This is a genomic window from Bordetella sputigena (genome assembly GCF_965137885.1).
GTDB classification, from domain to species: Bacteria; Pseudomonadota; Gammaproteobacteria; order Burkholderiales; family Burkholderiaceae_B; genus Bordetella_C; species Bordetella_C sputigena.
The window spans coordinates 89,580-115,204 of record NZ_CBCSCA010000017.1 but is presented as its reverse complement, the minus strand read 5'-3'; the positions used below and the strand labels follow the sequence as shown (position 1 = coordinate 115,204).

General features: G+C 65.9%; 20 protein-coding genes and 1 other RNA gene. 18 read left to right on the top strand and 3 right to left on the bottom strand.

Annotated elements, in window-relative coordinates; genetic code table 11:
* Positions 1–249 precede the first annotated feature (249 nt).
* Positions 250–615, top strand: coding sequence for a DUF4870 family protein (locus tag ACNA0R_RS24995; RefSeq protein WP_415828767.1), 366 nt, complete (start codon positions 250–252; stop codon positions 613–615).
* Between the two features lie 272 nt (positions 616–887).
* Here the strand turns inward: ACNA0R_RS24995 and ACNA0R_RS24990 are convergent, their stop codons facing one another.
* Entirely contained in the window at positions 888–1,166 is a 279-nt protein-coding gene (locus tag ACNA0R_RS24990) for an SWIB/MDM2 domain-containing protein (RefSeq protein WP_066354569.1), read from the bottom strand.
* A gap of 146 nt (positions 1,167–1,312) precedes the next feature.
* Between ACNA0R_RS24990 and ACNA0R_RS24985 the strand changes: the two genes are divergently transcribed.
* Both ACNA0R_RS24985 and pyrC read left to right on the top strand, forming a co-directional pair.
* A complete protein-coding gene (locus ACNA0R_RS24985) occupies positions 1,313–2,506 on the top strand; it encodes a M20 aminoacylase family protein (protein ID WP_415828766.1) in 1,194 nt (397 codons plus the stop codon).
* Positions 2,507–2,573: 67 nt separating this feature from the next.
* Positions 2,574–3,638 carry a dihydroorotase gene (pyrC, locus tag ACNA0R_RS24980; RefSeq protein WP_415828765.1) on the top strand — a complete coding sequence of 355 codons (1,065 nt, stop codon included), beginning with the start codon at positions 2,574–2,576 and terminating at the stop codon, positions 3,636–3,638.
* 4 nt (positions 3,639–3,642) lie between these two features.
* On the opposite strand, the gene ACNA0R_RS24975 is transcribed toward pyrC, so the two are convergent.
* Together ACNA0R_RS24975 and ACNA0R_RS24970 are read right to left on the bottom strand one after the other, a co-directional pair.
* A complete protein-coding gene (locus ACNA0R_RS24975) occupies positions 3,643–5,490 on the bottom strand; it encodes an ATP-binding cassette domain-containing protein (protein WP_415828764.1) in 1,848 nt (615 codons plus the stop codon).
* 138 nt (positions 5,491–5,628) lie between these two features.
* A complete protein-coding gene (locus ACNA0R_RS24970) occupies positions 5,629–7,005 on the bottom strand; it encodes a cytochrome-c peroxidase (protein ID WP_415828763.1) in 1,377 nt (458 codons plus the stop codon).
* A 197-nt stretch (positions 7,006–7,202) separates the two neighbouring features.
* On the opposite strand from ACNA0R_RS24970, the gene acpA reads away from it, so the two are divergent.
* The 15 genes from acpA (at position 7,203) to ftsA (ending at position 25,536) form a co-directional block, all read left to right on the top strand.
* Positions 7,203–8,906, top strand: a complete 1,704-nt coding sequence (gene acpA, locus ACNA0R_RS24965) for an acid phosphatase (protein ID WP_415828762.1) — start codon at positions 7,203–7,205, stop codon at positions 8,904–8,906.
* A gap of 46 nt (positions 8,907–8,952) precedes the next feature.
* Positions 8,953–9,361: RNase P RNA component class A (rnpB, locus tag ACNA0R_RS24960), an RNA gene on the top strand.
* A 237-nt stretch (positions 9,362–9,598) separates the two neighbouring features.
* Entirely contained in the window at positions 9,599–10,027 is a 429-nt protein-coding gene (gene mraZ, locus ACNA0R_RS24955) for a division/cell wall cluster transcriptional repressor MraZ (RefSeq protein WP_066639927.1), read from the top strand.
* 7 nt (positions 10,028–10,034) lie between these two features.
* Complete coding sequence (gene rsmH / locus ACNA0R_RS24950) at positions 10,035–11,114, top strand: 16S rRNA (cytosine(1402)-N(4))-methyltransferase RsmH (protein WP_415828761.1); 1,080 nt, start codon at positions 10,035–10,037, stop codon at positions 11,112–11,114.
* Positions 11,114–11,398, top strand: a complete 285-nt coding sequence (gene ftsL / locus ACNA0R_RS24945; RefSeq protein WP_415828760.1) for a cell division protein FtsL — start codon at positions 11,114–11,116, stop codon at positions 11,396–11,398. Before rsmH ends, ftsL begins: the two co-directional genes overlap by 1 nt.
* Positions 11,395–13,125 (top strand): peptidoglycan D,D-transpeptidase FtsI family protein, encoded by a 1,731-nt coding sequence (locus tag ACNA0R_RS24940; protein WP_415828759.1) that lies wholly within the window; start codon positions 11,395–11,397, stop codon positions 13,123–13,125. Before ftsL ends, ACNA0R_RS24940 begins: the two co-directional genes overlap by 4 nt.
* Complete coding sequence (gene murF, locus ACNA0R_RS24935; protein WP_415828758.1) at positions 13,122–15,971, top strand: bifunctional UDP-N-acetylmuramoyl-L-alanyl-D-glutamate--2,6-diaminopimelate ligase MurE/UDP-N-acetylmuramoyl-tripeptide--D-alanyl-D-alanine ligase MurF; 2,850 nt, start codon at positions 13,122–13,124, stop codon at positions 15,969–15,971. Before ACNA0R_RS24940 ends, murF begins: the two co-directional genes overlap by 4 nt.
* Positions 15,961–17,130: a phospho-N-acetylmuramoyl-pentapeptide-transferase gene (gene mraY, locus ACNA0R_RS24930; RefSeq protein WP_415828757.1), complete on the top strand. Its 1,170-nt coding sequence runs from the start codon at positions 15,961–15,963 to the stop codon at positions 17,128–17,130. Before murF ends, mraY begins: the two co-directional genes overlap by 11 nt.
* On the top strand, positions 17,127–18,671 hold the full coding sequence (murD, locus tag ACNA0R_RS24925; RefSeq protein WP_415828756.1) for a UDP-N-acetylmuramoyl-L-alanine--D-glutamate ligase: 1,545 nt from the start codon (positions 17,127–17,129) through the stop codon (positions 18,669–18,671). The genes mraY and murD overlap by 4 nt, the downstream gene beginning before the upstream one ends.
* Positions 18,672–18,711: 40 nt before the next feature.
* Complete coding sequence (gene ftsW, locus ACNA0R_RS24920) at positions 18,712–19,905, top strand: putative lipid II flippase FtsW (RefSeq protein ID WP_415828755.1); 1,194 nt, start codon at positions 18,712–18,714, stop codon at positions 19,903–19,905.
* Positions 19,902–21,005, top strand: coding sequence for an undecaprenyldiphospho-muramoylpentapeptide beta-N-acetylglucosaminyltransferase (murG, locus tag ACNA0R_RS24915; protein WP_415828754.1), 1,104 nt, complete (start codon positions 19,902–19,904; stop codon positions 21,003–21,005). Before ftsW ends, murG begins: the two co-directional genes overlap by 4 nt.
* A complete protein-coding gene (gene murC / locus ACNA0R_RS24910) occupies positions 21,002–22,447 on the top strand; it encodes a UDP-N-acetylmuramate--L-alanine ligase (protein ID WP_415828753.1) in 1,446 nt (481 codons plus the stop codon). Before murG ends, murC begins: the two co-directional genes overlap by 4 nt.
* 38 nt (positions 22,448–22,485) lie before the next feature.
* On the top strand, positions 22,486–23,472 hold the full coding sequence (locus ACNA0R_RS24905; RefSeq protein ID WP_415828775.1) for a D-alanine--D-alanine ligase: 987 nt from the start codon (positions 22,486–22,488) through the stop codon (positions 23,470–23,472).
* 11 nt (positions 23,473–23,483) lie between these two features.
* Positions 23,484–24,305 carry a cell division protein FtsQ/DivIB gene (locus tag ACNA0R_RS24900; protein ID WP_415828752.1) on the top strand — a complete coding sequence of 274 codons (822 nt, stop codon included), beginning with the start codon at positions 23,484–23,486 and terminating at the stop codon, positions 24,303–24,305.
* A 4-nt stretch (positions 24,306–24,309) separates the two neighbouring features.
* Positions 24,310–25,536, top strand: a complete 1,227-nt coding sequence (gene ftsA / locus ACNA0R_RS24895) for a cell division protein FtsA (protein ID WP_066654970.1) — start codon at positions 24,310–24,312, stop codon at positions 25,534–25,536.
* Positions 25,537–25,625: the final 89 nt, after the last annotated feature.

Below are 25,625 nucleotides of genomic sequence, written 5' to 3'. Positions count from 1 at the left end.
GTGAAACGCCTTCGCGCCGATGATAGTGGACGGACGTCTGTGAAAGTAGGTCATCGTCAGGCTCTTATCCCCAAAACCCCGCTGCCCATGCAGCGGGGTTTTGCTTTTGCATCGACGGTTTGGGTGCCCGGTGCTACCTGGCTCGGGCGTCCGCAAATAACAACGTTCAACGTCCCGGCACAACGGTGCCGCCGAACCCTTGGATGTTGTGCGGTAACATAATCCGATCAACCAGAAGGAGCGGTTATCGTGAGTGAGCCCCAGATCCCTGTGACCAGCAACAGCCCCGACCTGCGCACCATCACGCATGTCGCTTATGGCTTGTATGCCTTGGGTTTCGTGACCGGCGGTTTTCTCGCCATCGCCACACTAGCAGCTGTGGTGCTCGTTTATATCAAGCGCGCCGACGCGGCCGGCACCTATTACGCGTCGCACTTCGATTGGCTGCTGCGTACGTTCTGGTGGGCGCTGCTGTGGCTCGCCATCAGCGCCATCGCGACGTTGATTTTCATCGGCTGGATAGGTGTCGCGGCCACGGTGATCTGGGTGCTTTACCGCCTGATCAAGGGCTGGCTTGCACTGATGGAAGGTCGCGCGCCGACGGCATATGCATGAAGGCACATGAGCGCATGCGCTCGTGGGCGCATGCGCATGCATGGCGGCGGGACACCATCGCCGCCCCAAATGAAAACGGCTGGCAATGCCAGCCGTTTTTTATCCGGTCCCGGGCGGTCTTCGCGCTACGCTGATGATGTCGTTGCGCATATTCCCTGGCACGGCGCCTGCTGATACGAAACGCGTCGCGGCGCTTATCGTATGCCGGGGTCCGCAAGTAGAACCCGCTGACAAAGCAGCATGGTCCGATGTGGCCCAGCGGGAAGAGGACCTTACTTGAGATGCGCGTTGACCAGCTTGGTCAACTCGAACATCGAAACCTGATCTTTGCCAAACAACGGACGCAGCTTGTCATCTGCGTTGATGTTGCGCTTATTGTTGGCATCTTGCAGGTTGTGCTTCTTGATGTATTCCCAGATCTTTTTCGTGACCTCGGTGCGCGGCACCGCCTCGGGACCGATGACCGCAGCCAGATCCGCGCTCGGGGTGAGCGGCTTCATGAAAGCTGCATTCGGCTTGCGGGCGGACGCGGTTTTGGAGGGTGTGGCCATAATGCGGCTCTCCTTCTCTGAGTGTTGGAAAATTGATCCTGCGGCCGGAGCATAACGTGTCTGCGCCCTAAAGACAAAGGCATTTATTGTCTGTAGCAACTAAAATGACGCACTAAACTCCGCAACTTTGTAATCCGTGACGGACTATGTATCCGCGTTCACCGCTCGAATCGATACGTCTATTCCATGATGAACTAACGGCATTGCGACGCGACCTGCATGCCCACCCCGAGTTGGGGTTTGAAGAAGTGCGAACATCGGGCATCGTGGCCGGCGCGCTGGAAGCCTTGGGCATCGAGGTGCATCGTGGAATCGGCAAAACCGGTGTCGTTGGCGTGATCCGTGGACGTGGTACGGATAGCGGGCGCATGATCGGCTTGCGCGCCGATATGGACGCGCTGCCGATGACGGAAGACAACGCGTTCGGCCACAAGTCGACCAAGCCCGGCCTGATGCATGGTTGCGGCCATGATGGCCATACCACCGTGCTGCTGGGCGCCGCGCGCTATCTGGCGCAGACGCGCAACTTCGACGGCAGTGCGGTGCTTATCTTCCAACCGGCGGAAGAAGGGCGCGGCGGCGCCAAGGCCATGATGGAAGACGGCCTATTCGATACCTTTCCGTGCGACGCCGTCTATGCCTTGCACAACTGGCCCGCATTGCCGCCCGGCACGGTAGGCATCAACCCCGGTCCCATGATGGCTGCCGCGGATCGCTTCGAGATTGTCATCAACGGGCGCGGCGGTCATGGCGCGCATCCGTACCAGACCATCGATCCCGTCGTGGTCGCGGGCCATCTGATCACCGCCTTGCAAAGCGTCGTGGCGCGCAATATCAATCCGCTCGATTCGGCGGTCTTGTCGGTGGGCTCCGTGCAGGCCGGCCACCCTGGCGCCATGAGCGTGATTCCACGCGAGGCGCGGATGGTCGGCACGGTGCGCACGTTCCGCAAAACCGTGCAGGAACTGGTCGAGAAGCGCATGACCGAACTGGCGACATCGATCGCCGGGGCGTTCGGCGCGACGGCCGAGGTCAAATACGAACGGATCTACCCCGCGACCTTGAATACTCCCCAGCATGCCAATCTGGTGGCCGACATCGCCACCGAACTGATCGGCAAGGAAAACGTCGTCCGCGATCTGGTGCCTTCCATGGGGTCGGAGGATTTCTCCTTTATGCTGCAAGCCCGGCCTGGCGCGTACTTTCGCTTGGGGCAGGGCGGCGCGGACTCGGGCTGCACCTTGCATAACAGCCATTTCGATTTCAACGATGCCGTCATCCCGCTCGGCGCGGCCATGTTCTGCGCGCTGGCCGAGCGCGGCATGCCTCTATCGGAATAGGCGCCGCCACTCTTATCGCGTCATGGCGTGGGGCCGTGGGCGCGCCAACATCTTTCTTGGGAATTTCATGTCCACACAGTCTTTCGATACCATGGTCATCACGCGTCCGGATGACTGGCACCTGCACCTGCGCGACGGCGATGCCCTGGCGGCGGTGGTCGGCGATACCGCGCGGCAGTTCGCGCGCGCCATCATCATGCCGAACCTGAGGCCGCCGGTCACGACGACGGAACAGGCGCTCGCCTATCGCGCCCGTATCGAATCGGCGATGTCCCGGGCAGGCGTGCCCCATGGCTCGTTCACACCCTTGATGACGCTGTACCTGACCGACAATACGTCCGCCGACGAAATCCGCCGCGCCAGCGAGTCGGGCAGCGTGTACGCGGTCAAGCTTTATCCCGCGGGCGCCACCACCAACTCGGATGCGGGCGTGACCGATCTGTTGGGCAAGTGCCGGCCGGCGCTGGACGCCTTGGAGAAGTGCGGCATGCCCTTGCTGGTGCATGGCGAGGTCACGGATCCGCAGGTCGATGTGTTCGATCGCGAGGCCTTGTTCATCGAGCGCGTCATGCTGCCCCTGCGCGCCGCCTATCCCGCCTTGAAAGTCGTCTTCGAGCACATCACGACCAAGGATGGAGCGGAATATGTGCGGGACGCCGAAGGGCCCGTGGCCGCGACGATTACGCCGCAGCATCTGCTGTACAACCGCAATTCCCTGTTCCAGGGCGGCATGCGGCCGCATATGTATTGCCTGCCGATCCTGAAGCGCGAAGTGCATCGGCAGGCGCTGGTGGCCGCCGCTACCAGCGGCAGCAAGCGTTTCTTCCTGGGCACGGACAGCGCGCCGCATGCCCGCGGGTTGAAGGAACACGCCTGCGGCTGCGCCGGGTGCTACACGGCGCTGCACGCCATGGCGCTTTACGCCAAGGCCTTCGAACTGGCGGGCGCGCTGGACAAGCTGGAGGCCTTCGCCAGCCATTACGGGCCGGACTTCTATGGCTTGCCGCGCAACACGACAACCTTGACGCTCAAGCGCCAGGAGTATGTGATCCCGGACGAAGTGCCTTATGGCGCCGACACGCTGGTGCCTCTGGCGGCCGGGGAATCGCTCGCCTGGCGGGTGCAGGGCTGAGCGCTCAGGACGCCGCGGCGCGGCGTGCCTCCAGTTGCTCCCAGCGGTTGAACTTTTCTTCGAGGGCGCGTTCCAGCTCGGCGAGCTGCTGGTTGATGCGCTCGACTTCATCCGGCGCGTCGCGATACAGCGAGCCGTCCGCCAGTCGCGCGGACAGCGCCGCTTGATCGGCTTCGATTGCGGCAATGGCGTCGGGCAGGGTTTCCAGTTCCTTGGTTTCCCAGGTGCTCAGGCGGCTGACCCGGGCGGTCTTCGTTTTGCCCTGGCTGCCCGGCTTATCGGCCGGCTCTGATTTATCACCTTGGTCCGCCGCGGCCGCCGTGCCGTTCGCGCCATCGGCGGAGCCCGGCGCGGGGGCGGGCCGCTGTGCCAGCCAGTCGTCGTAGCCGCCCACATAGTCTTTCCATTTCCCCGCGCCATCGTTGGCGATGGTCTGCGTCACGACGTTATTGAGGAATTCGCGGTCGTGGCTGACCAGCAGCACGGTGCCCGTATATTCCTGCAGCAGCGATTCCAGCAGCTCCAGCGTTTCGATGTCCAGGTCATTGGTGGGCTCGTCCAGCACCAGCACATTGGCGGGCCGGGCGAACAGGCGGGCCAGCAACAGGCGGGCGCGTTCGCCGCCGGACAGGCTGCTGACCGGCGAACCCGCGCGCGCCGGCGAGAACAGGAAATCCCCCAGATAGCTCATCACGTGCTTGCGCGCGCCACCTATCTCCACCCATTCGCTGCCCGGGCTGATGACGTCGGCCAGGGTGTCGGTTTCATTGAGCTGCGCGCGCATCTGATCGAAGTAGGCGACCGCTACGTTGGTCCCCATGCGCACGGTGCCTGAGTCCGGAGCCAGCTGGCCCAGGATGATGCGCAGCAAGGTGGTCTTGCCGGCGCCGTTGGCACCGATGATGCCGATACGATCGCCGCGCAGAATCGTGGTGGAATAATCGTCGACCACGACGCGGTCGCCGTAGGCCTTGCGGACATGCTGCAGCTCCGCGACCAGCTTGCCGGAGCGTTGTCCCTCCGCGATCGCCAGGTTGACGTTGCCCTGTCTTTCGCGGCGCTCGGCACGTTCCACGCGCAGGCGCTCCAGCCGGCGCACGCGGCCTTCGTTGCGGGTACGCCGGGCTTCCACACCCTTGCGTATCCAGACCTCTTCCTGAGCCAGCAGCTTGTCGAAGCGTGCCTGTTCCAGGCGTTCGGATTCCAGCCACTGGGCCTTCCGTTCCTGCCATTGCGAGAAATTGCCTGGAAAGCTGAGCAGCCGGCCGCGGTCGAGTTCGACGATACGGGTGGCGATGTTGTCCAGGAAACGGCGATCGTGCGTGATGATCACCGCGCTGCCTTTCCAATCGGTCAGGACCTGCTCCAGCCACGCGATGCCGTCGAAGTCCAGATGGTTGGTCGGTTCGTCCAGCAACAGCAGATCGGGTTCGTCCGCCAGCGCGCGGGCCAGGGCGACGCGCTTGCGCGTGCCGCCGGACAAGCCGGCGACCAGGGTGTCGCCCGGCAGGCGCAGCCGTTCCAGCAGAGCTCGAACACGCGCGGGCCGTTGCCAGTCTTCGTTGTCATCGAGGGGGCCGCACACCGTTTCGAAGATGGTGACGTTTTCGTCGAGGACGGGCTCCTGCTCGACCGTTGCCACCTTCAGTCCCGCCGCCCGCGTGATGTCGCCGTCATCAGGGTCGCTGCGTCCGTCCAGCAGCCTGAGCATGGATGACTTGCCGGCGCCATTGCGGCCGATCAGGCCGATACGTTCCCCGGCCAGAATGGAAAAGTCGGCGCCGTCCAGCAGGGGATGGTGACCGAAGGCGAGCTGGACGCCGGTGAAGGTAATAAGAGTGGCAGGAGCCATGGAGCGGTAGGAAAAACGTCTGAAGACCGCTATTGTCGCAGGAAGGCCGCTGTGCTGCCGGTCCTGCGCGGCAGACCTTGCTTTTGTCGGGGCGCTGCACCCCCGCCCAGGCGGCCGAGGGGATTTATCGCGGCACGCTCAGTGCCCCGGCCGTGCCTTGTCCGCCCCCAGCGCGGCGCGCGGATCGAAGTAGCCGTCGGTCAAGGTGCCCAGGAAGGCGACGACATCGTCGATCTCCTGCGGCGTCAGCGCGGGTTTGTCGCCCGGCTTGCCGCCAAAGGGCGGATCCATATTGACGTTCTCGTGGTACTGCGCCGGCAGATCATTGAATTTCTCCACCGTGCCGTCGGCGCGGCGCGGGTACCAGCGTTCGGGCTGCACGTCGCGGGTGGCGTAGAACTCCACCACCTCGCGCAGCTGATGGAACACGCCGTTGTGGAAGAACACCTTGCGCGTGGCGACGTTGCGCAGCGTCGGGGAGCGGAACAGGCCGCAATAATCGGGATGATCGGCCAGGTCCGTGCGATAGGGGCCGCACAGGCCGAGATCGAAATAGGCAGGGTTGCCGTTGTCGGCAATGGCGGGATTGCGCGGCACGCCAAGCGCGATGTGGCCGTAGTCGTTGAATATGGGCAGCGTGCCTGGCACGCTGAAGCGGTGGCAGCTTGCGCAGTTGCCTTTGTCCTCCGCCGAGAATAGGCGCAGGCCGCGGGCTTCCTGGTCGGTGAAGGCGGCGCGGCCCATGGCTACCGCGTCGTACTTGCTGCTGTAGGGGAAGAACAGCGACGGCGTGTCCTGGTAATAGGCCAGGGCCTGCGCGATCGCCGCGAAGGCCTTATCGGTATCGTCGAAGACCTGGCTGCCGTACAGGCGGCGGACCGTATCCGCATAAGGCGCGGACCGCACGCGCGCGACGACGGCGGCGGGATCCTTGTTCCCCATTTCGCGCGGATCGAGCAGCGGTATGCGCGCTTGCGCGTCGGCGCGATTGACGCGGCCGTCCCAGGTGAGGCCGCCGGTGGGGCCGGCATCCGTGCTGTTGTCGCCTTCTTCCTCGCTGTCGACGAAGTGCTCGTTGAAGGGCGGTACCTGTTGCAGGTACATCAAGGACGGCACGGCACGCACGCCGGTGCGGGTCATGGCGGACCCGCCCGGCTGCACCGACATGCCATCCGGCGGACCGAAATGGTTCTGCGGGCTATGGCAACTGGCGCAGGACTGCCGTCCCGATGCGGATAGACGTGGATCCATGAATAGCGTCTGGCCCAGGGCGGCGAGATCAGCCGCCCTTTGCTTCGCATACGCGCGGTCGAAGGTCACGGGAGGTGGCGGGTAGAACGTCTGCCCATTGCCGGATTGCGCGGCGCCGCCGTCACGGGCGCCCTCCGCAACCGGCGTGTCATTCGCCGCGTGCGCCGCGGTATATCCCCATAGGGCGCTGATCGCCAGCAACGCCGGCACGATGAGGATGGCGAAACGTGCGCGATGCGTCGCGGCGGTGCGTGCTCGGAACATGGGCTGCGAGATAGGAAGCGAAGTGCGGTGAGCCTAGCAGCGCAATATTTCCGTTCATGGAAGCCGCGCTTAACGCGCGCTGAATGACAGCCGGCGCGTTCAGTTCACGGTCAGTGGAGCTTCACGAAGTTCACATGTTGGTGGCCGACCATGGCGGCGTTTTTCTCATGCCATTACTCAAGAGGAACATGCCTGGTATGAAGCCGACACTCCGCACGATGTGCGTTTCATCGCTACGGCCGCTGGCCGCGATAGCAGTCCTGGGTTCGCTGGCCGCCTGTGGCGGGGACGGCGATTCTTCGCTTGACGTCGTCGCGCGCGCGAATGACGCGGCCGTCAACAACATTCAGAACGTCGTGGTCATTTATGCGGAAAACCGCAGCTTCGACAACCTGTACAGCGATTTCCCCGGCGTGGACAGCCCCCTGGCCACCGCCAGCTATCCGCCGCAGGTGGACCGCGACGGCAAGACCGTGCTGGCCGCGCTGCCGCCGGTGTGGGCCGGGCTGACCAATGCCAAGGCGCAGTTCGATCCCAGCGTGCCGGTAGTCACCACGTCGCAAACCCAGGGGATGGCGAACAAGCCGTTCTCCATCAACGAGACCTATCCCGGCGTCGACCTGAAGGCGGTCAACGCCGATCTGTGGCACAACTTCTATCAGAACCAGATGCAGATCGACGGCGGCAAGAACGACCAGTTCGTCGCCTGGGCCGATAGCGCCGGCGGACTGGTGATGGGCCACTTTACGGGCAATGCCAATACGCTGCCCTTGTGGAAGGTCGCGCAGAAGTACGCAATGGCCGACCATTTCTTCATGGGCGCCTTTGGCGGTTCGTTCCTGAACCATCAGTATCTGATCGCCGCCACGCCGCCGCTCGTTCCCATCACCGACAACAACAAGAGCAAGGTCGCTACGCTTTCCGACGGTCCGCAGGGCTCGCACCTGGCGGTGAACCCAGCCGCGCAAGGCGCGGATTCGGCATTGAGCGGTCCGGCTACGTCGATCTTCGTGACCAGCAGCGCCACCATTACGCCGGACGGCTTCGGCATCAACACCATGCAGCCGCCGTACCAGCCCAGCGGCAACAAGCCGGTGGCCAATGCCCAGGGCGTTACGGCCGGGCTGCTGGCCGATCCCGCCAACGCCACCACCTTGCCGCCGCAGACCCAGCAGAACATCGGCGATCTGCTCAGCCAGAAGGGCGTCGAGTGGGCCTGGTACGGCGGCGGCTGGGCTTTCCAGACCGCGCGTTCGACCAATCCGGCGGGCTGGGTGGGTTCCGACTATACCGGTACGGCCTTGCAGTCCAATGGCCAACCTTTCGTGAACTTCCAGTTCCACCACCAGCCCTTCAATTACTTCAAGCGTTTCGATCCGACCACGCCGGATGGCGTGGCGCAGCGCGCGGAGCACTTGAAGGATGCGGGTGTCAATGGCGAAAACTTCATCGCCGACATCCGGGCGGGCAAGCTGCCGCCCGTGTCGTTCTACAAGCCGGTCGGCAATCTGAACGAGCACAACGGCTACGCCGACGTGCTGCGCGGCGACCAGGCCATCGCCAACATCATTGCGGAACTGGAAAAGAGCCCGCAGTGGGGCCATATGCTCGTCATCGTGACGTACGACGAAAACGGCGGGCTGTGGGACCATATCGCGCCGCCCAAGGGCGACCGCTTCGGCCCGGGTTCGCGCGTGCCCACCATCATCGCCGGTCCGACGGTGCGCAAGGGCTACGTCGACCACACGATGCTGGACACGACATCCATCCTGCGTTTCATTACGCGCCGCTGGTCGCTGCCTGAACTGCCCGGCATCACCACCCGCCGCAACGCCCTCAAGCAGAACACCGGCGTGGACCAGGGTGACCTGAGCGAGGTGCTGGATGTGAGCCTGACCTGATACGCATGCCGGCCCCGTTTCCGCGTCAGGCTAAAATGGCGTTTGCAAGACGGGTCGGGCAATCGCGGTGCGCAAGCATCGAGGAAGGTCCGGACTCCACAGGGCGCGGTAGCGGCTAACGGCCGTCCGGGCGCGCGGCGGGCAACCGGCGCGTACCCGAGGAACAGGGCCACAGAGACGAGTCTGCGAAGCGGGCGCGGTATCACCGCGCACAGGCACGGCTACTTCCGTGTCGCGCGTCCGGCAACGGGCGCGGCGTCGCAGGGTGAAACGCGGCAACCTCTACCGGGAGCAACATCAAATAGGCATGCGCACGGTCCACGGACCGGAAAGGGCGGCTCGTCCGAGCATGCGGGTAGATGGCTAGATCCGGCCAGTAATGGCCGGGCCAGAGGAATGATTGCCCGCCGGGACCTCCCGGCGTACAGAATCCGGCCTATAGACCCGTCTTGCCTCTTCTACGTAAGACTAGCGCCATACGAAAGTTCTTCTTTTTCGGCAGGCTCAGGTAGGACTTTTAGATCATTTTGCAACCCCCTGATTTATCAGGGGGTTTTTATTTTGGCTTTTCAACGGTGACGCCTAAGTCCTTGTTGTGATTGAAAAAAATGTGTCCGGTTGCTTGACCGCTGGTTTCCCTTCCCGTAGAGTGGGAAAAAGTAGGTTTTTGTGCAATTAAGTGGGAGGGATGGGTGTTCCAGGGAAGCAGCGCGCTCACGCTGGATGCAAAGGGGAGGATCTCGATTCCGACCCGGCATCGTGACGCCCTGGTCGCTCAGGCGGAGGGCCGGCTCACGCTGACCCGCCACCCGGACGGTTGCCTGTTGCTCTACCCGCGCCAGGAATGGGAAAAGAAGCGTGAAGTCATTGCCGCGCTCCCCATGTCCGCCCGGGCATTGCAGCGGCTGCTGCTGGGTAATGCCCAGGATGTCGAGCTGGATGGGTCCGGCCGCATTCTGATCGCCCCCGAACTGCGCAATGCCGCAGGTATGACGCGCGAAGTGATGTTGCTCGGCATGGGCGCGCACTTCGAGCTGTGGGATGCCGCTTCCCTGGCCCGCCGCGAGGCGGAGGATCTGGCTCAGGGGATGCCGGAAGTGCTGAATCAGTTTTCGTTCTGAAACCGACATGGAATTCGAGCATCGGCCCGTGCTGCTGGCGCCGACGGTGGACGCGTTGTTGTTGCCGGATTTCGGCAGCCGCAAGACCGCCGGCCGCGGCCAGGCGGATGCGGGCGAGGCGCAGCGCCGCCGGGACGGCGTCTATGTCGATGGCACGTTCGGGCGTGGCGGGCATTCCGGCGCATTGCTGGCCCGCCTGTCGTCCAAGGCCCGGCTGGTGGTGTTCGACAAGGATCCCAACGCGATCGCGGTGGCGCGGCAATTGGCCGCCGCCGATCCTCGCGTAGCGGTCGTGCATGGCGGCTTCGCCACCATGCGCGAAGCGCTGGCCGATCTGGGAGTGGGAATGGTGGACGGCGTCATGCTGGATCTGGGGGTGTCGTCACCTCAGATCGATGACGCCGGGCGGGGGTTTTCTTTCATGCGCGAAGGCCCGCTGGATATGCGCATGGATACGACGCGCGGCCCCACGGCCGCCGAGTGGCTGGCCGAGGCCAGTGTGGATGAATTGCGGGAGGTCATTGCGGAATATGGCGAAGAACGGTTTGCTTTTCAGATTGCAAAAACGATTGCAGCTCGCCGCGCAACAGGGCCGCTGCGCACCACGCTCGAGCTTGCCGAGCTCGTCGCAGGCGCCGTCCGCACGCGCGAAAAGGGGCAGCATCCGGCCACGCGCACCTTTCAGGCTCTACGGATTTACCTCAATAGGGAACTCGAAGAACTCTCACGCGCCCTCGCGTCAACTCTAGATCTGCTCGCGCCGATGGGGAGGTTGGCGGTGATCAGTTTTCACTCGCTCGAAGACCGCATGGTCAAGCAGTTCATCGCGGCGGCCGCCAGGCCGGGCGCGGCGCATTCGCGCCTGCCGCTGCGCGAGAGCGAAATGCCGCAACCGCTGCTGCGTTCGCTGGGCCGAGTGCTGGCCGAGCCCGACGAAGTGGCGGCCAATGCCCGTTCCCGTTCGGCCATCCTGCGTGTGGCCGAACGTACCGACGTGCCGCTGCCCGCGGGCGGTGGCGCCGCTTTCGTCGGTGCCGAGCCGCTGGCGGCAGCGCGCGCGCGCCGCGCCGGCAAGGGGAAGCGCTGATGGGCCGCCTTAGCCTGCTCCTGGCCGCCGTGCTGATGTCCTGCGCCATTTCGCTGGTGACCAGTCGCTATCAGGCGCGCCAGCTGTTTATCGACTTCGACCGGTCGCAGGCCCAGGCTCGCGACCTCGACAACGACTGGCGGCGCCTGCAGCTGGACCGCGCCGAACTGGCGCGCAATGCCCGCGTCGACCGCGCCGCCCGCGATGACCTCAAAATGATCCCCATCGTGCCCGACCGGACGATCTATCTCAATCAGGCCCCGGTTACCGGGGGCACGCAATGAAGCGGCTGCCGTTCTTCAATAGCCCCGTGCTGCGCGGCCAGTTGCCGGCCTGGCGTTCGCGCCTGGTCCTGATCCTGCTTTTCGTGGGCTTCGGCACGCTGGCCGCGCGCGCGCTGTTCCTGCAGGGCATCACCACGGAATTCCTCCAGCAACAGGGCGAACGGCGCTACGAACGTACGCTGACCCTGGCCGCGACGCGCGGCAAGATCCTGGACCGCAATAATGTCGTGCTGGCTTCCAGCGTTCCGGCGCGCGCCATCTGGGCCATCCCGGACGACGCGCGGGGAGCGCCGCCCCAGCAACTGGCCGCCCTGGGCAAGCTGCTCGACATGCCGGTCGCCGATCTCAACAAACGCCTGGCCGACGAAGATAAGAACTTCGTGTACCTGAAGCGCCAGGTGCCGATGGATATCGCCGACAAGATCAAGCAGCTTGGCGTGCCCGGCATCCATCAGCAGCCGGAAACGCGCCGCTATTACCCGGAAGGCGAGGTCATGGCCCACGTGGTGGGTTTCACGAACGTCGAGGACCAGGGGCAGGAAGGCGTCGAGCTGGCGTTCAACAAGCAGCTGTCCGGCCGTCCCGGCACGCGCCGCGTCATCAAGGATCGCCTGGGTCGCGTGATTGAAGACGTGCAGGCGGTGACGGAGCCCGTCAATGGCAAGGACCTGCGCCTGTCCATCGACACGCGCGTGCAGTATCTGGTGTTCAAGGCGCTCAGCGATGCGATCGCGCTGCACCATGCGCGCGGCGCGGCGGCGGTCGTCCTGGACTCGCGCACCGGTGAAATCCTGAGCATGGCCAGCCTGCCCACCTACGATCCGGGCGATCGCAGCAAGCTCGATTCGGACGCGCTGCGCAACCAGGCCATCACCGATACGTTCGAGCCGGGCTCGATCATGAAGCCGTTCACGGCCGCGCTGGCCCTGGACCTGGGCCGTATCACCACGTCGACCATGTTCGACACCGGCAACGGCCATTTCCGCTACCAGGGCTCGACGATCAGCGACGTCAGCCGCAACGGCACGATCAATGTGGCCGATGTGCTGCGCCGCTCCAGCAATATCGGCATGACCCTGATTTCGGAGAAGCTGGAAGCCCGCGAGATGTGGGATCGCTTCACCGAGCTCGGCCTGGGGCAGGCGCCCCAGCTGGGCTTTCCCGGCGCGGCGCCGGGCCGCCTGCGGCCCTGGGACCGCTGGCGCCTGATCGAAAAGGCCACCATGGCGTACGGCTACGGCCTGTCGGTGTCCCTGCTGCAGATGGCGCGCGCCTATACCGTGTTCGCGCGCGACGGCGATATGGTGTCGCTGACCCTGGTCAAGCGCGATAGCGAACCGACCAGCGTCAAGGTCTATCCGCCCAAGGTGGCCGCGATGATCCGTGGCTTCCTGGAGGCCGCCGCCGGTCCGGACGGCGCCAAGCTTGCTCAAGTGCAGGGTTATCGCGTGGCCGGCAAGAGCGGTACGGCGCGCAAGATTGTCGACGGCAAGTACAGCACCAGCCGGTATCGCAGCTCTTTCGTCGGCTTCGCGCCGGTCTCCGATCCGCGCATCGTCGTGGCGGTCACCATCGACGAGCCGCAGACCGGTGGCTACTATGGTGGCGCGGTGGCGGCGCCGGTCTTTTCGACCATCGTCGGCGGCGCCCTGCGGCTGATGAATGTTCAACCGGACGCTCCCTTCGAGTCCACGGTCGTGGCGGGCTTGCAGGAGCGGATGAGATGAACGCGACGACTCTGGATACGCCCGTCACGACGCCGTCCGATGCGGACGGCGTCGTAGCATGGTTGCGCGCACACGCCGCGGCCGGGGCGGATCTGCGGCTGGATTCGCGTGAGGTCGCCGCCGGCGATGTATTCGTCGCCTGCAAAGGCCGCGCCAGCGACGGCAGTCTATATATAGAGCAGGCGATCGCGCGAGGCGCGGCCGCCATCCTGGTCGAGGGCCAGCGCACGCCATTGCCGGAAGCCGTTGCGGCCGGCGTGCCGCTGCGCGTGGTCGACGGCCTGCGCGGCATGCTGGGCGAACTGGCCGACATCTGGTATGGCCGGCCCTCCGCGGCCCTGGCCGTTATCGCGGTCACGGGCACCAATGGCAAGACGTCGTGCGTGCAATGGCTGGCCCATGCCTTGACGCACGCGGGCAAGCCCTGCGGCGCGATCGGTACGCTGGGCGCCACGCTGCCGGACGGCCAGGTGCTGCCGGGCAGCCTGACGACGCCCGATGTGCTGGCGCTGCACCGCCTGCTGGCGCGGATGCGGCAGGCGGGCGCGCAGATCGTGGCGATGGAAGCGTCGTCCATCGGCATCGAGCAAGGCCGCATGGATGGCCTGCGCATCGACATCGCCGCGTTCACCAACCTGAGCCGCGACCATCTGGATTACCACGGCACCATGGCCGCGTACGAGGCGGCAAAGGCGCGCCTGTTCGCATGGCCGGGGCTGGCCAGGGCGGTCGTCAATGCCGATGACGAGGCCGGCCGGCGGCTGATCGCGTCGCTGGATGCCGAACGCGTGCTGACGTACGGGCTGCAGTCCCCGGCGGACTTGCATGCGCGCGACCTGTCGGTGACGGGGCAGGGGCAGATCTTCACACTGGCCACGACCCAGGGCGAGGCCCAGATCATGACTGCCTTGCTGGGCCGGCACAACGTTTCGAATCTGCTGCTGGTCGCCGGCGTACTACTGGCGCTGGGCTGGAGCCTGGCCGACATCGCGCGCGAGCTGGCGGCCGCCGCGCCGGTGGACGGCCGCATGGAAGTCGTCACGCCCATCGATTTGCCGGGGGCCGCGGCCGCGGCCGGCGGACCCATGGTGGTCGTGGATTATTCGCATACGCCGGACGCGCTGGAGCGCGCGCTGGCTGCCTTGCGGCCAGTCGCGCGGGCGCGTGGCGGCAGGCTGCTGTGCCTGTTCGGCTGCGGCGGAGACCGCGATGCGGGCAAGCGTCCCGTCATGGGTGCGATCGCCGCACAGGGCGCCGATCATGTCGTGCTGAGCAGCGACAATCCGCGCAGCGAAGATCCGGCCGCCATCCTGGCGCAGATCCGCGCGGGCATCGCCGATGAGGCCGCGGTTACCGTGGAAGCCGACCGCGCCAAGGCGATCATGGAAACCATCTGGGCCGCGCGGCTGGAGGACATCGTGCTGCTCGCGGGCAAGGGGCACGAAACCTACCAGGAGATCGCCGGCGTCAAACTGCCGTTCGATGACCGGGAATGGGCGCGCTTGGCCCTGCTGCTGCCGGGCGTGTCCGCGGTCTCCACCGATACGCGCACCATCGGTCCCGGCCAGCTGTTCCTGGCGCTGGCCGGCGAACGTTTCGACGGCCACGATTATCTGGCGCAGGCGCAGGATCAGGGCGCCGTGGCCGCCGTCGTCGCGCGCCGGGTCGATGGCGTCCGTATGCCGCAGCTGGTGCTGGGCGACACGCGCCTGGCGCTGGGACGCATGGGTGCGGCATGGCGCGCGCGTTTCGCGATTCCGGTGATCGCGGTGACGGGCAGCAACGGCAAGACCACCACCAAAGAGATGATCTCGGCCATCCTGGCGGACTGGCTGGGCGCCGAGCAGCGCCTCGCAAGCGCGGGCAATTTCAATAACGACATCGGCGTGCCCCTGATGCTGCTGAGGCTGCGTCCGCATCATCACGCCGCGGTGTTCGAACTGGGCATGAATCATCCGGGCGAAATCGCGCTGCTGGCGGACATGGCCGCGCCCACGGTGGGGTTGGTGAACAACGCGCAACGTGAGCATCAGGAGTTCATGCATACGGTGCAGGCCGTCGCCGAAGAAAACGGCGCCGTGCTGGCCGCGTTGCCCCGCGACGGTTATGCGGTGTACCCCGGCGATGACGCGCATACCTCGACCTGGGACGGCTTGAGTGCCACGCCGCGCATCCTGCGCTTCGGCCTGCAGGCGGGGTTGGATGTCTACGCCGAGCAGATACAGGCCGACGCGCTGGGCACCCGGTGCCAATTGGTCACACCTGCTGGCATAGCGATGCTGGAGCTGCCCGTCCCCGGCATGCACAATCTGCGCAACGCGTTGGCGGCGACGGCATGCGCGCTTGCGGCAGGCGCGCCACTGGCCTCGGTGTGCAGGGCGCTGGCGGGTTTCAGCGCCGTATCCGGGCGCATGCAGCGGCATCAATTGAGTGACGGAACGCTGCTGGTCGATGACACCTACAATGCGAATCCGGACTCCGTCAGAGCGGCCATCGACGTGCTGGCGCGGTTGCCGGCACCCCGTGTCCTGGTATTGGGTGACATGGGTGAAGTCGGCGCCAACGGACCGGCGATGCATCGCGAGGTAGGCGAGTACGCGCGCGATCGCGGCATCGATCTGCTCCTCACGCTGGGGAAAGCCGCGGGCGATGCCGCGACGGCTTTCGGACCCACGGCAAGGTCCTGCGAAAGTGTGGAAGAAATTGTGACGGCGCTGCGCGGCACGGCCGCGCGCGCCGTATTGGTAAAGGGTTCGCGCTTTATGCGCATGGAGCGGGTAGTGAAGGCGTTTTTGAGTACGGATGGACATGCGCCCCTGGGGCAGGGAGAACAGCATGCTGCTTGAGATCGCCCGCTGGCTTTCCGACGATATCCGCACCTTCGGGGTCTTTGAGTACATCACGCTGCGCGCGGTATTCGCCTGCGCGACCGCGTTGCTCATCGGCCTGTTCTTCGGCCCGCGTGTGATCCGTAAACTGACCGAGCTCAAGATCGGCCAGGCCGTCCGTTCCTATGGCCCGCAAACGCATCTGGTCAAGACCGGCACGCCCACCATGGGCGGCGCCTTGATCCTGATCGCGATAGGCATCAGCACCTTGCTGTGGGCGGATTGGAGCAATCGTTTCGTCTGGGTCGTGCTGCTGGTCACCTTCGGCTTCGGCCTGATCGGCTGGATGGACGACTATCGCAAGGTCGTGCACCGCAATCCGGAAGGCATGCCGGCGCGGCAGAAGTTCTTCTGGCAGGCCCTGATCGGCCTGGTCGCCGCGGTCTACCTGGCGTTCGCCGTATCGGCGCCCGCCAACACGGAGCTGTGGCCGTTGTTTCGCAATTGGGTGATGAGCGGCTTCACCATGCCCTTGCCGACCCGTGCCGACCTGATCGTGCCGTTCTTCAAGACCGTCAGCTATCCGCTGGGCGTGCTGGGCTTCGTCGCGCTGACCTGGTTCGTGATCGTGGGTACCAGCAATGCGGTCAACCTGACCGACGGCCTGGACGGCCTGGCCATCATGCCCACGGTCATGGTCGGCGGCGCCCTGGGCATTTTCGCCTATGTGATCGGCCGCGCCGACTATTCCAAGTATTTGTTGTTTCCCTACGTGCCCGGGGCGGCGGAATTGCTGGTGCTATGCGCCGCGCTGGCGGGGGCGGGCCTGGCCTTTCTCTGGTTCAACGCCTATCCCGCGCAGGTCTTCATGGGCGACGTCGGCGCGCTGGCGCTGGGCGGGGCGCTGGGAACGGTGGCGGTGATCGCGCGCCAGGAAATCGTGCTGTTCATCATGGGCGGCGTCTTCGTCGTGGAAACGCTATCGGTCATGGTGCAGGTCAGCTGGTTCAAATACACCAAGCGCAAATACGGCGAGGGGCGGCGCATCTTCCGCATGGCCCCGCTGCACCATCATTTCGAAGTGGGCGGCTGGAAGGAAACCCAGGTCGTCGTGCGCTTCTGGATAATCAGCATGATGCTGGTTTTGATTGGCCTTTCGACATTGAAATTGCGATGAGCGCAACGGACTTCCCCGACTCCGATACGCCTTGCATCCTGGTCCTGGGACTGGGAGAAACCGGTATTGCCGCCGCACGCTGGTGCGCGCGCAATGGGGCGCGGCTGCGCATTGCCGACACGCGCGAGCAGCCGGGCGGCCTGGACACGCTGCGTGCGGTTTTCGATGGCATGGCCGCCGACGAACAGCCGGACTATCGCCTGGGATCCGCCGGTTTCGACGCGGCGCTGCTGGACGGCGTCGCGCAGGTCGTGATCAGTCCGGGCTTGGCCCCCAACCAGGAGCCGGCGCGGTCGCTGCTGGACGAAGCGGAAAAGCGCGGCATCGAGGTCGTGGGCGAAATCGAACTGTTCGCTCGCGCGCTGACCACGCTGGCGGAAAACCGCGAATACCGTCCCCGCCTGGTGGCCGTGACGGGCACCAATGGCAAAACGACGGTCACCGCGCTGACGCGCAGCATGATCGAGGCCGCGGGCCTGACGGCGCGCGCGGCCGGCAACATCGGGCCGGCCGCGCTGACCGCGCTGATGGACGCGCTGGACAACAACGACTTGCCGCAGGCCTGGGTGCTGGAGCTGTCCAGCTTCCAGCTGCATACCACGCACTCCCTGGCGGCCGATGCCGCCGTCGTATTGAACGTTACCCAGGATCACCTGGACTGGCATGGCGATATGCAGGCCTATGCGCAGGCCAAGGCGCGCCTGCTTGCCATGGCGCGCATCGCCATCGTCAATCGCGACGATCCGTTGACGGTGGGCATGGTGGAAGGCCTGGATCATCAGCGCGTGCGCAGCTTCGGCAGCGACGTGCCGACGCTGGTCGGGGACATGGGACTGGAGCTGGGCCAGGGCGTGGCGTGGCTGACCGCCTGCGAAGCCAGCGATTTCGATATCCCCGCGCCTACGCCGGCCCGGCGCAAGAAGGATGCGCCGCCGTCGCCCCGCCCGGCGGGCCGGGTGTCCAGGCTGATGCCGGTGGATGCGTTGCGCATCCGCGGCATGCACAACGCGACGAATACGCTGGCCGCGCTGGCCCTGGGCCGCGCCCTGGATATCGGCTGGGGCCCGATGCTGCGCGCGGCGCGCGAGTATGCCGGCGAGCCGAACCGCGTGGAGTTCGTGCGCCGCATCGGCGATGTGGACTTCATCAACGACAGCAAGGGCACCAACGTCGGCGCCACCGTCGCGGCGCTGGAAGGCCTGGGTCAACCGGTGGTGCTGATCGCCGGCGGGCTGGGCAAGGGGCAGGATTTTTCGCCGCTGATCGCGCCCGTCGCGCGCCATGCGCGCGCGCTGGTGCTGATCGGCCAGGATGGGCCCGAGATCGGCAAGGCGCTGGAGTCCACCGGCGTCGCCTGCGTGCAGGCCGCCGACATGCGCGACGCGGTGCGTCAGGCCATGACGCTGGCGCAACCCGGCGACGCCGTGCTGCTGTCGCCCGCCTGCGCCAGCATGGACATGTTCCGCAACTACGTGCATCGCGGCCAGGTCTTCGCGCAGGAAGCGCAGGAATTGGCGCTGGATCGGGGAGAAGTGGCATGACGGCTCTGATGCGCGCTTGCGACGACAGGGGGGGCCGCTCATGAGCCTGTTCGCCGACCTGACCGGCAGCGTCAATGCCGTGCGCCCCGGGCGCACGCGCATGCGCAGCTTCGACATGCCGCTGGTCATCGCGGCGGGCACGCTGTTGTCGATGGGTTTGCTCATGGTGTATTCGGCGTCCATCGCGCTGGCCGACGGTCCGCGTTACGCCGCCTATGGGCAATACTATTTCGTGATTCGCCATGCGGCCTTCGTCGGCGTGGGCGTGGTGGCGGCTGCCTGCACGATCACCGTTCCGATCCGTGTCTGGCAGCGCCTGGCCGTGCCGCTGTTCATCCTGGCGCTATTCCTGCTGGCGATCGTGCTGGTGCCCGGCATCGGCCGCGAAGTCAACGGCTCGCATCGCTGGATACCGCTGGGGCCGATCAATTTCCAGCCATCCGAGCTGATGAAAGTCGCGGCCCTGCTGTATGCCGCCGACTATACGGTCCGCAAGCAGGAGCACATGCAGAACTTCGCGCGCGGCTTTCTGCCCATGGCCTTCGCGCTGGGCGGCGTCGGCATGTTCCTGCTGCTGGAGCCGGATCTGGGCGCCTTCATGGTCATCGTGGCCATCGCCATCGGCATCCTGTTCCTGGGTGGGATCAACGGCAAGTACTTCAGCAGCCTGCTGGGCGTGCTGGTGGGTACCTTCCTGTTGCTGATCTGGGCGTCGCCCTGGCGGCGCGCGCGTCTGTTCGCCTACCTGGATCCGTGGAACCAGGACAATGCCTATGGCAGCGCCTATCAGCTTTCTCACTCCCTGATCGCGCTGGGGCGGGGCGAATGGTTCGGCGTCGGCTTGGGCGCCAGCGTCGAGAAGCTGCATTATCTGCCGGAGGCCCACACCGACTTCCTGATGGCGGTGGTGGGCGAAGAGCTGGGTTTCGCCGGCGTGATGCTGGTGATTTCGCTGTTCGCGATCATCGTGCTGCGCGGCTTCGAAATCGGCCGCCAGGCCATCGCCATGGAACGTACCTTCGCCGGGATGGTGGCGCAGGGCGTGGCGATCTGGTTCGGCGTGCAGGCCTTTATCAATATGGGCGTGTGCCTGGGCCTGCTGCCCACCAAGGGCCTGACCTTGCCGCTGATGAGCTATGGCGGCTCGGGCGTCGTCATGAACCTGGTCGCCCTGGCCATGCTGATTCGCGTCGACCTGGAAAACCGCACGATGATGCGAGGAGGCCGAGTATGAATGGGCCGGTGCGCACCGCGGTGATCATGGCCGGTGGCACGGGCGGGCACATCATGCCCGGCCTGGCGTTGGCGGCCGTGCTGCGCGAGCGCGGCTGGCGCGTGCTCTGGCTCGGTAATCCGGACAAGATGGAAGGGCGCCTGGTGCCCGCGCAAGGCATAGAGATGGCGGAGCTGCGGTTCCAGGGGCTGCGTGGACGCGGCATCACGGCCCTGCTGCAATTGCCGGCGCGACTGTTCGCCGCCACGCGCCAGGCATGGCGGCATCTGGCGGCCGCGCGGCCGGACGTCGTGGTCGGCATGGGCGGCTATGTGGCTTTCCCGGGCGGACTGGCCGCGGCGCTGCGCCGCGTGCCGCTGGTGGTGCATGAGCAGAACGCCGTGGCCGGCACCGCCAATCGCACGCTGGCGCGCCTGGCGCGCCGCGTATTGACCGGTTTCCCGGATGTGCTGCCGCGCGGCGAGATGGTCGGCAACCCGGTGCGCCGCGAAGTCTGCGCCATCGCCGCGCCCGAACAGCGCTATGCCGGCCGCACCGGCGCGCTGAACGTGCTGGTGGTCGGCGGCAGCCTCGGCGCCCAGGCCTTGAACACGGTCGTGCCGCAGGCGCTGGCGCTGCTGCCCGAAGGGGCGCGCCCACACGTCACGCATCAAGCCGGCGAGCAGCATATCGAGGCGCTGCGCGCCGGCTATGCCGCGGCCGGCGTGCAGGCCGATTGCCGCGCTTTCATCGACGACATGGCGGGCGCGCTGGCGGCCGCCGACGTGGTGATCTGCCGCGCGGGCGCGATGACTGTGGCGGAGATCGCCGCGGCAGGCGCCGCCGCGCTGTTCGTGCCTTTCCCGCATGCCATTGACGATCACCAGACCGCGAATGCGCGCTACCTGAGCAATGCCGGTGCGGCCTGGCTGCGCCAGCAGAACGAATTGACCCCGCAATGGCTGGCCGACTGGCTGGCGCAGCGCGGCCGCGACGAGCTTCAGGCCGTCGCCGCCCGTGCGCGCAGCCGCGCCATGCCGGATGCGGCCCGCCACATTGCCGACGCCTGCGAAGCCGCCGCGCTTCGACGCGTGGGCGGCGGAGTGAAACAGGCATCATGAAACATCGTATTCAACACATCCATTTCGTCGGGATCGGCGGGTCCGGAATGAGCGGCATCGCGGAAGTGCTGCTGAATCTGGGTTATCGCGTCAGCGGTTCCGACCTGCACGACTCGGCCGTCACCCGGCGCCTGTCCGGCCTGGGCATGTCCATTGTCATCGGGCACTCCGCCGCGAATATCGCCGGCGCCGACGCCATCGTGACGTCGACGGCGGTGGCGGGCGACAACCCCGAGGTCATCGCGGCGCGCGCCGGCCGCATCCCGGTGGTGCCGCGCGCCATCATGCTGGCCGAACTGATGCGCCTGAAGCGCGGTATCGCCATCGCCGGCACGCATGGCAAGACCACCACCACCAGCCTGGTGGCCAGCGTGCTGGCCGCGGGCGGCCTCGATCCCACTTTCGTGATCGGCGGCCGGCTGAACTCGGCCGGCGCCAACGCGCGCCTGGGGCAGGGCGAGTACATCGTGGTCGAGGCCGACGAATCGGACGCCTCGTTCCTCAACCTGCTGCCGGTCATGGCCATCGTGACCAATATCGACGCCGACCATATGGACACCTATGGCCACGACGTCGCCCGCTTGAAGAGCGCCTTCATCGAGTTCACGCAGAAGCTGCCGTTCTACGGCAGCGCCGTGCTGTGCAGCGACGATGCCAATGTGCGCGAGATCATGCCTTTCATCTCGCGTCCGGTAACTACCTACGGCCTGAACGGCGAAGCGCAGGTGGCGGGGCGGAACGTACGCGCCGATGGTACGCGCATGTGCTTCGACGTCCTGCGCCGCGACCGCGACATCGAGTTGCCGCCGTTGTCGGTCTGCTTGAATCTGCCGGGCCTGCACAATGTGCGCAACGCGCTGGCCGCGATCGCCGTGGCGTCCGAGCTGGGCGTTCCGGACGAGGCCATCTGCAGCGCGCTGGAGTCCTTCAACGGCGTCAATCGCCGCTTCACGCACGTCGGCGACTTTCCCGTCAGCGGGCCGGGCGGCGGCACGTTCACCGTCATCGACGACTACGGCCACCATCCGGTGGAGATGGCCGCGACGCTGGCGGCGGCCCGCGGCGCCTGGCCGGATCGCCGCATCGTTCTGGCCTTCCAGCCGCATCGCTATACCCGTACGCGCGACTGCTTCGAGGACTTCGTTCGCGTTCTCGGCACCGCCGACGCCGTGTTGCTGACCGAGGTCTACGCCGCCGGCGAAGCGCCCCTGGTGGCCGCCGATGGCCGTGCCCTGGCGCGCGCGCTGCGCGTCGCCGGCAAGGTGGAACCGCTCTTCGTCGAAGACGTCGCCGAGCTGCCGCAGGCCGCGGTCGATTTCGTGGGCGACGGCGACGTGGTGATCGTCATGGGCGCCGGGTCCATCAGCAAGGTGCCGGCCCAGATCGGCGAACTGGCCAGTGCGGCTTCCACGCAGCGTGGCGACAGGAGGACGGTGCAATGAGCCAACATGAATTCGACGCGAATGCGCGCGAAGCCAGCATGAAGCGCGCGCGCGCCGCCGCGCAGGCCGGGCCGGATGGCCGGGGCCTGGGCCGGGTAGGCGTGCTGTATGGCGGCCGCTCGGCGGAACGCGAGGTTTCGCTGATGTCGGGCAAGGGCGTGCATGAGGCGCTGTGCAGCGTCGGCGTGGACGCGCATCTGTTCGACACCGGCGCGCAAAGCTTCGCGGACCTGGAAGCGGCCCGCTTCGATCGGGTATTCATCGCCCTGCATGGCCGCTACGGCGAAGACGGCACGCTGCAAGGCGCGCTGGAACTGCTGGGCATACCCTATACCGGCAGCGGTCCCGCGGCGTCGGCCATCGCGATGGACAAGATCATGACCAAGCGGATCTGGCTGCAGCACGGACTGCCCACGCCGGATTTCGCCATCCTGGACGCGGATACCGACCTGCGCCGCGTGCCGGACGATCTGGGCCTGCCGCTGATCATCAAGCCGCCGCATGAAGGCTCCACGGTCGGCATCACCAAGGTGCGCGGCTATTCCGACATGAAAGACGCCTATGCCGAGGCGGCGCGCTTCGATGACGAAGTGCTGGCGGAGCAGTTCATCACCGGGCGCGAGCTGACGGTGGCGCTGCTGGGCGCCGGGCGGAAGGCGCGCGCCTTGCCGGTCATCGAAATCGTCGCCCCCGACGGCAACTACGACTTCGAGCATAAGTACTACTCCGACGATACGCAGTACTTCTGCCCCGCCGATCTGCCGGACGCGGTCGCCCGCGAAGTGCAGCGCGTCAGCGTGGAAGCCTACCGGGCATTGGGATGCGAGGGCTGGGGCCGCGCCGACCTGATGCTGGATGCCGACCAGCGCGTCTGGCTGCTTGAAATGAATACCTCGCCGGGCATGACCGGCCATTCGCTGGTGCCGAAGGCGGCGCAGGCGGCGGGCATGTCCTATCCCGAACTCTGTGTGGCAATACTGTCCGAGGCTTCGTGCAAAGTGCGCAGCCCCGCCCGCAATACCTGACTGGATCATCCGTGTGGAACGACGCTCGCACCACCAACCTGATCGCCAACACGCTTGCCGTGCTGGCGGTGCTCGCCATGCTGGGGGCGGGGCTGGTGTGGCTGGCCAAGCGGCCGTACTTCGACCTGACCGCCATCGAACTGGAAGCCGCGCCGGGCTCTCAGCTGCATTACGTGTCGCCGGTCAGCATGCGGGCGGCGATCGCGGGCGGCCTGAAAGGCAATTTCTTTACCATGGACCTGGATCAGGCCCGCGAACTGTTCGAATCCGCGCCCTGGGTGCGCCATGCGGCGATACGCCGCATCTGGCCCAATGTGCTGCGGGTCAGGATCGAGGAACAGCAGCCGCTGGCGCTCTGGAACGAAAACCAGATGATCAATACCTGGGGGGAATCATTCACCGCCAATACGGGCGAGTTGGACGACGAATCGGCGCTGCCGCACTTCTATGGTCCGGAAGGCAGCGAAAGCCTGGTCGTGCAGCGGTACGCGGAATTGGCCCGCTGGTTCGCGCCGCTGGACATGCGCGTGCACGACCTGGAATTGAGTCCGCGCTATGCGTGGCGGGTCACCCTGTCCAATGGCTTGAAACTGGATCTTGGGCGGGATCCGGGCGCCGACGCGCCGGACCCGAATGGGCCGCCGGGTGCGTTGCCCTTCGCCGCGCGTATCCAGCGTTTCGTGCAGGCCTGGCCCGCGCTGACGCAGAAGCTGGAAGGCCGCGCCATATTGCAGGCGGATTTGCGCTATCCCAACGGCTTTGCCCTGGCCCTGGCGCAGCCGCCGGAAGCCGAATCGAAAACCAAACCGAAATCCAATCCAAAAAAGCGCTAACGCCATGACCCGTGACATCAAGGACTTAATCGTCGCCCTCGATATCGGAACCAGCAAGGTGGTGGCCGTCGTCGCCGAAATCCTGCCGGAAGGCCGATTCGAGGTGCTGGGCCTGGGCCAGCATGAATCCCGAGGCATGCGCAAGGGCGTGGTCGTGAATATAGAAACCACGGTCAACTCCATCCAGCGCGCGCTGGAGGAAGCCGAGCTGATGGCCGACTGCAAGATCCGCGACGTCTATACGGGTATTGCCGGCAGCCACATCCGCAGCTTCAACTCCAGCGGCATGGTGGCGGTCAAGGACAAGGAAGTCACCGCCACCGACGTGGCGCGCGTCATCGAAACCGCCAAGGCGGTGAATATCCCGACGGACCAGCAGGTATTGCACGTGCTGACGCAGGAGTTCATCGTCGACGGCCAGGAAGACATCCGCGAACCCATCGGCATGAGCGGCCTGCGGCTGGAAGTGCGCGTGCACATCGTGACGGGCGCGGTCAGCGCCGCGCAGAACATCGTCAAATGCGTGCGGCGCTGCGGCCTGGAAGTGCAGGACCTGATCCTGCAGCCGCTGGCTTCCAGCCTGGCCTGCCTGACCACGGACGAAAAGGAACTGGGCGTGGTGCTGGTCGATATCGGCGGCGGAACGACCGACGTGGCGATCTTCACCGGCGGCGCGATCCGCCACACGGCGGTGATTCCCATCGCCGGCGACCAGATCACCAACGACATCGCCGCCATGCTGCGCACGCCGACCCCCGACGCGGAGGAAATCAAACTGCGCTACGGCGTGGCCAAGCAGGTCCTGGCCAGTCCCGACGAAACCGTGGAGGTGCCCGGTCTTGGCGATCGTGGTCCGCGATTGGTTAAGCGCCAGGCCCTGGGCGCCGTTATCGAGCCGCGCATCGAAGAATTGTTCACGCTGGTGCAGCAGGTGGTGCGTGACTCCGGCTACGAGGACCTGCTGGCTTCCGGCGTGGTCCTGACCGGCGGGTCCGCGCAATTGCCCGGCATGGTGGAACTTGCGGAGGACGTTTTTCTCAAACCGGTGCGCGTGGCGGTGCCGGAGTACGAAGGCAGCCTGGCCGACGTGATGCGCAACCCGCGCTTCGCCACGGTCATGGGACTATTGCAGGAGGCGCGCATGCAGCGCATGCGCGGACGCAAGGTAGCCGCGCAGACAGGCAATTTCAAGAGCCTGTTGGCGCGGATGAAGGAGTGGTTCATGAATTGAATAGGAATCGCGCTGCCGGCGATTCCGGGGCGTGCCGAGCGGTTGGACGGCGCGCTGGCGGAGACGCTTCAAACCCGTGGCGGACAACG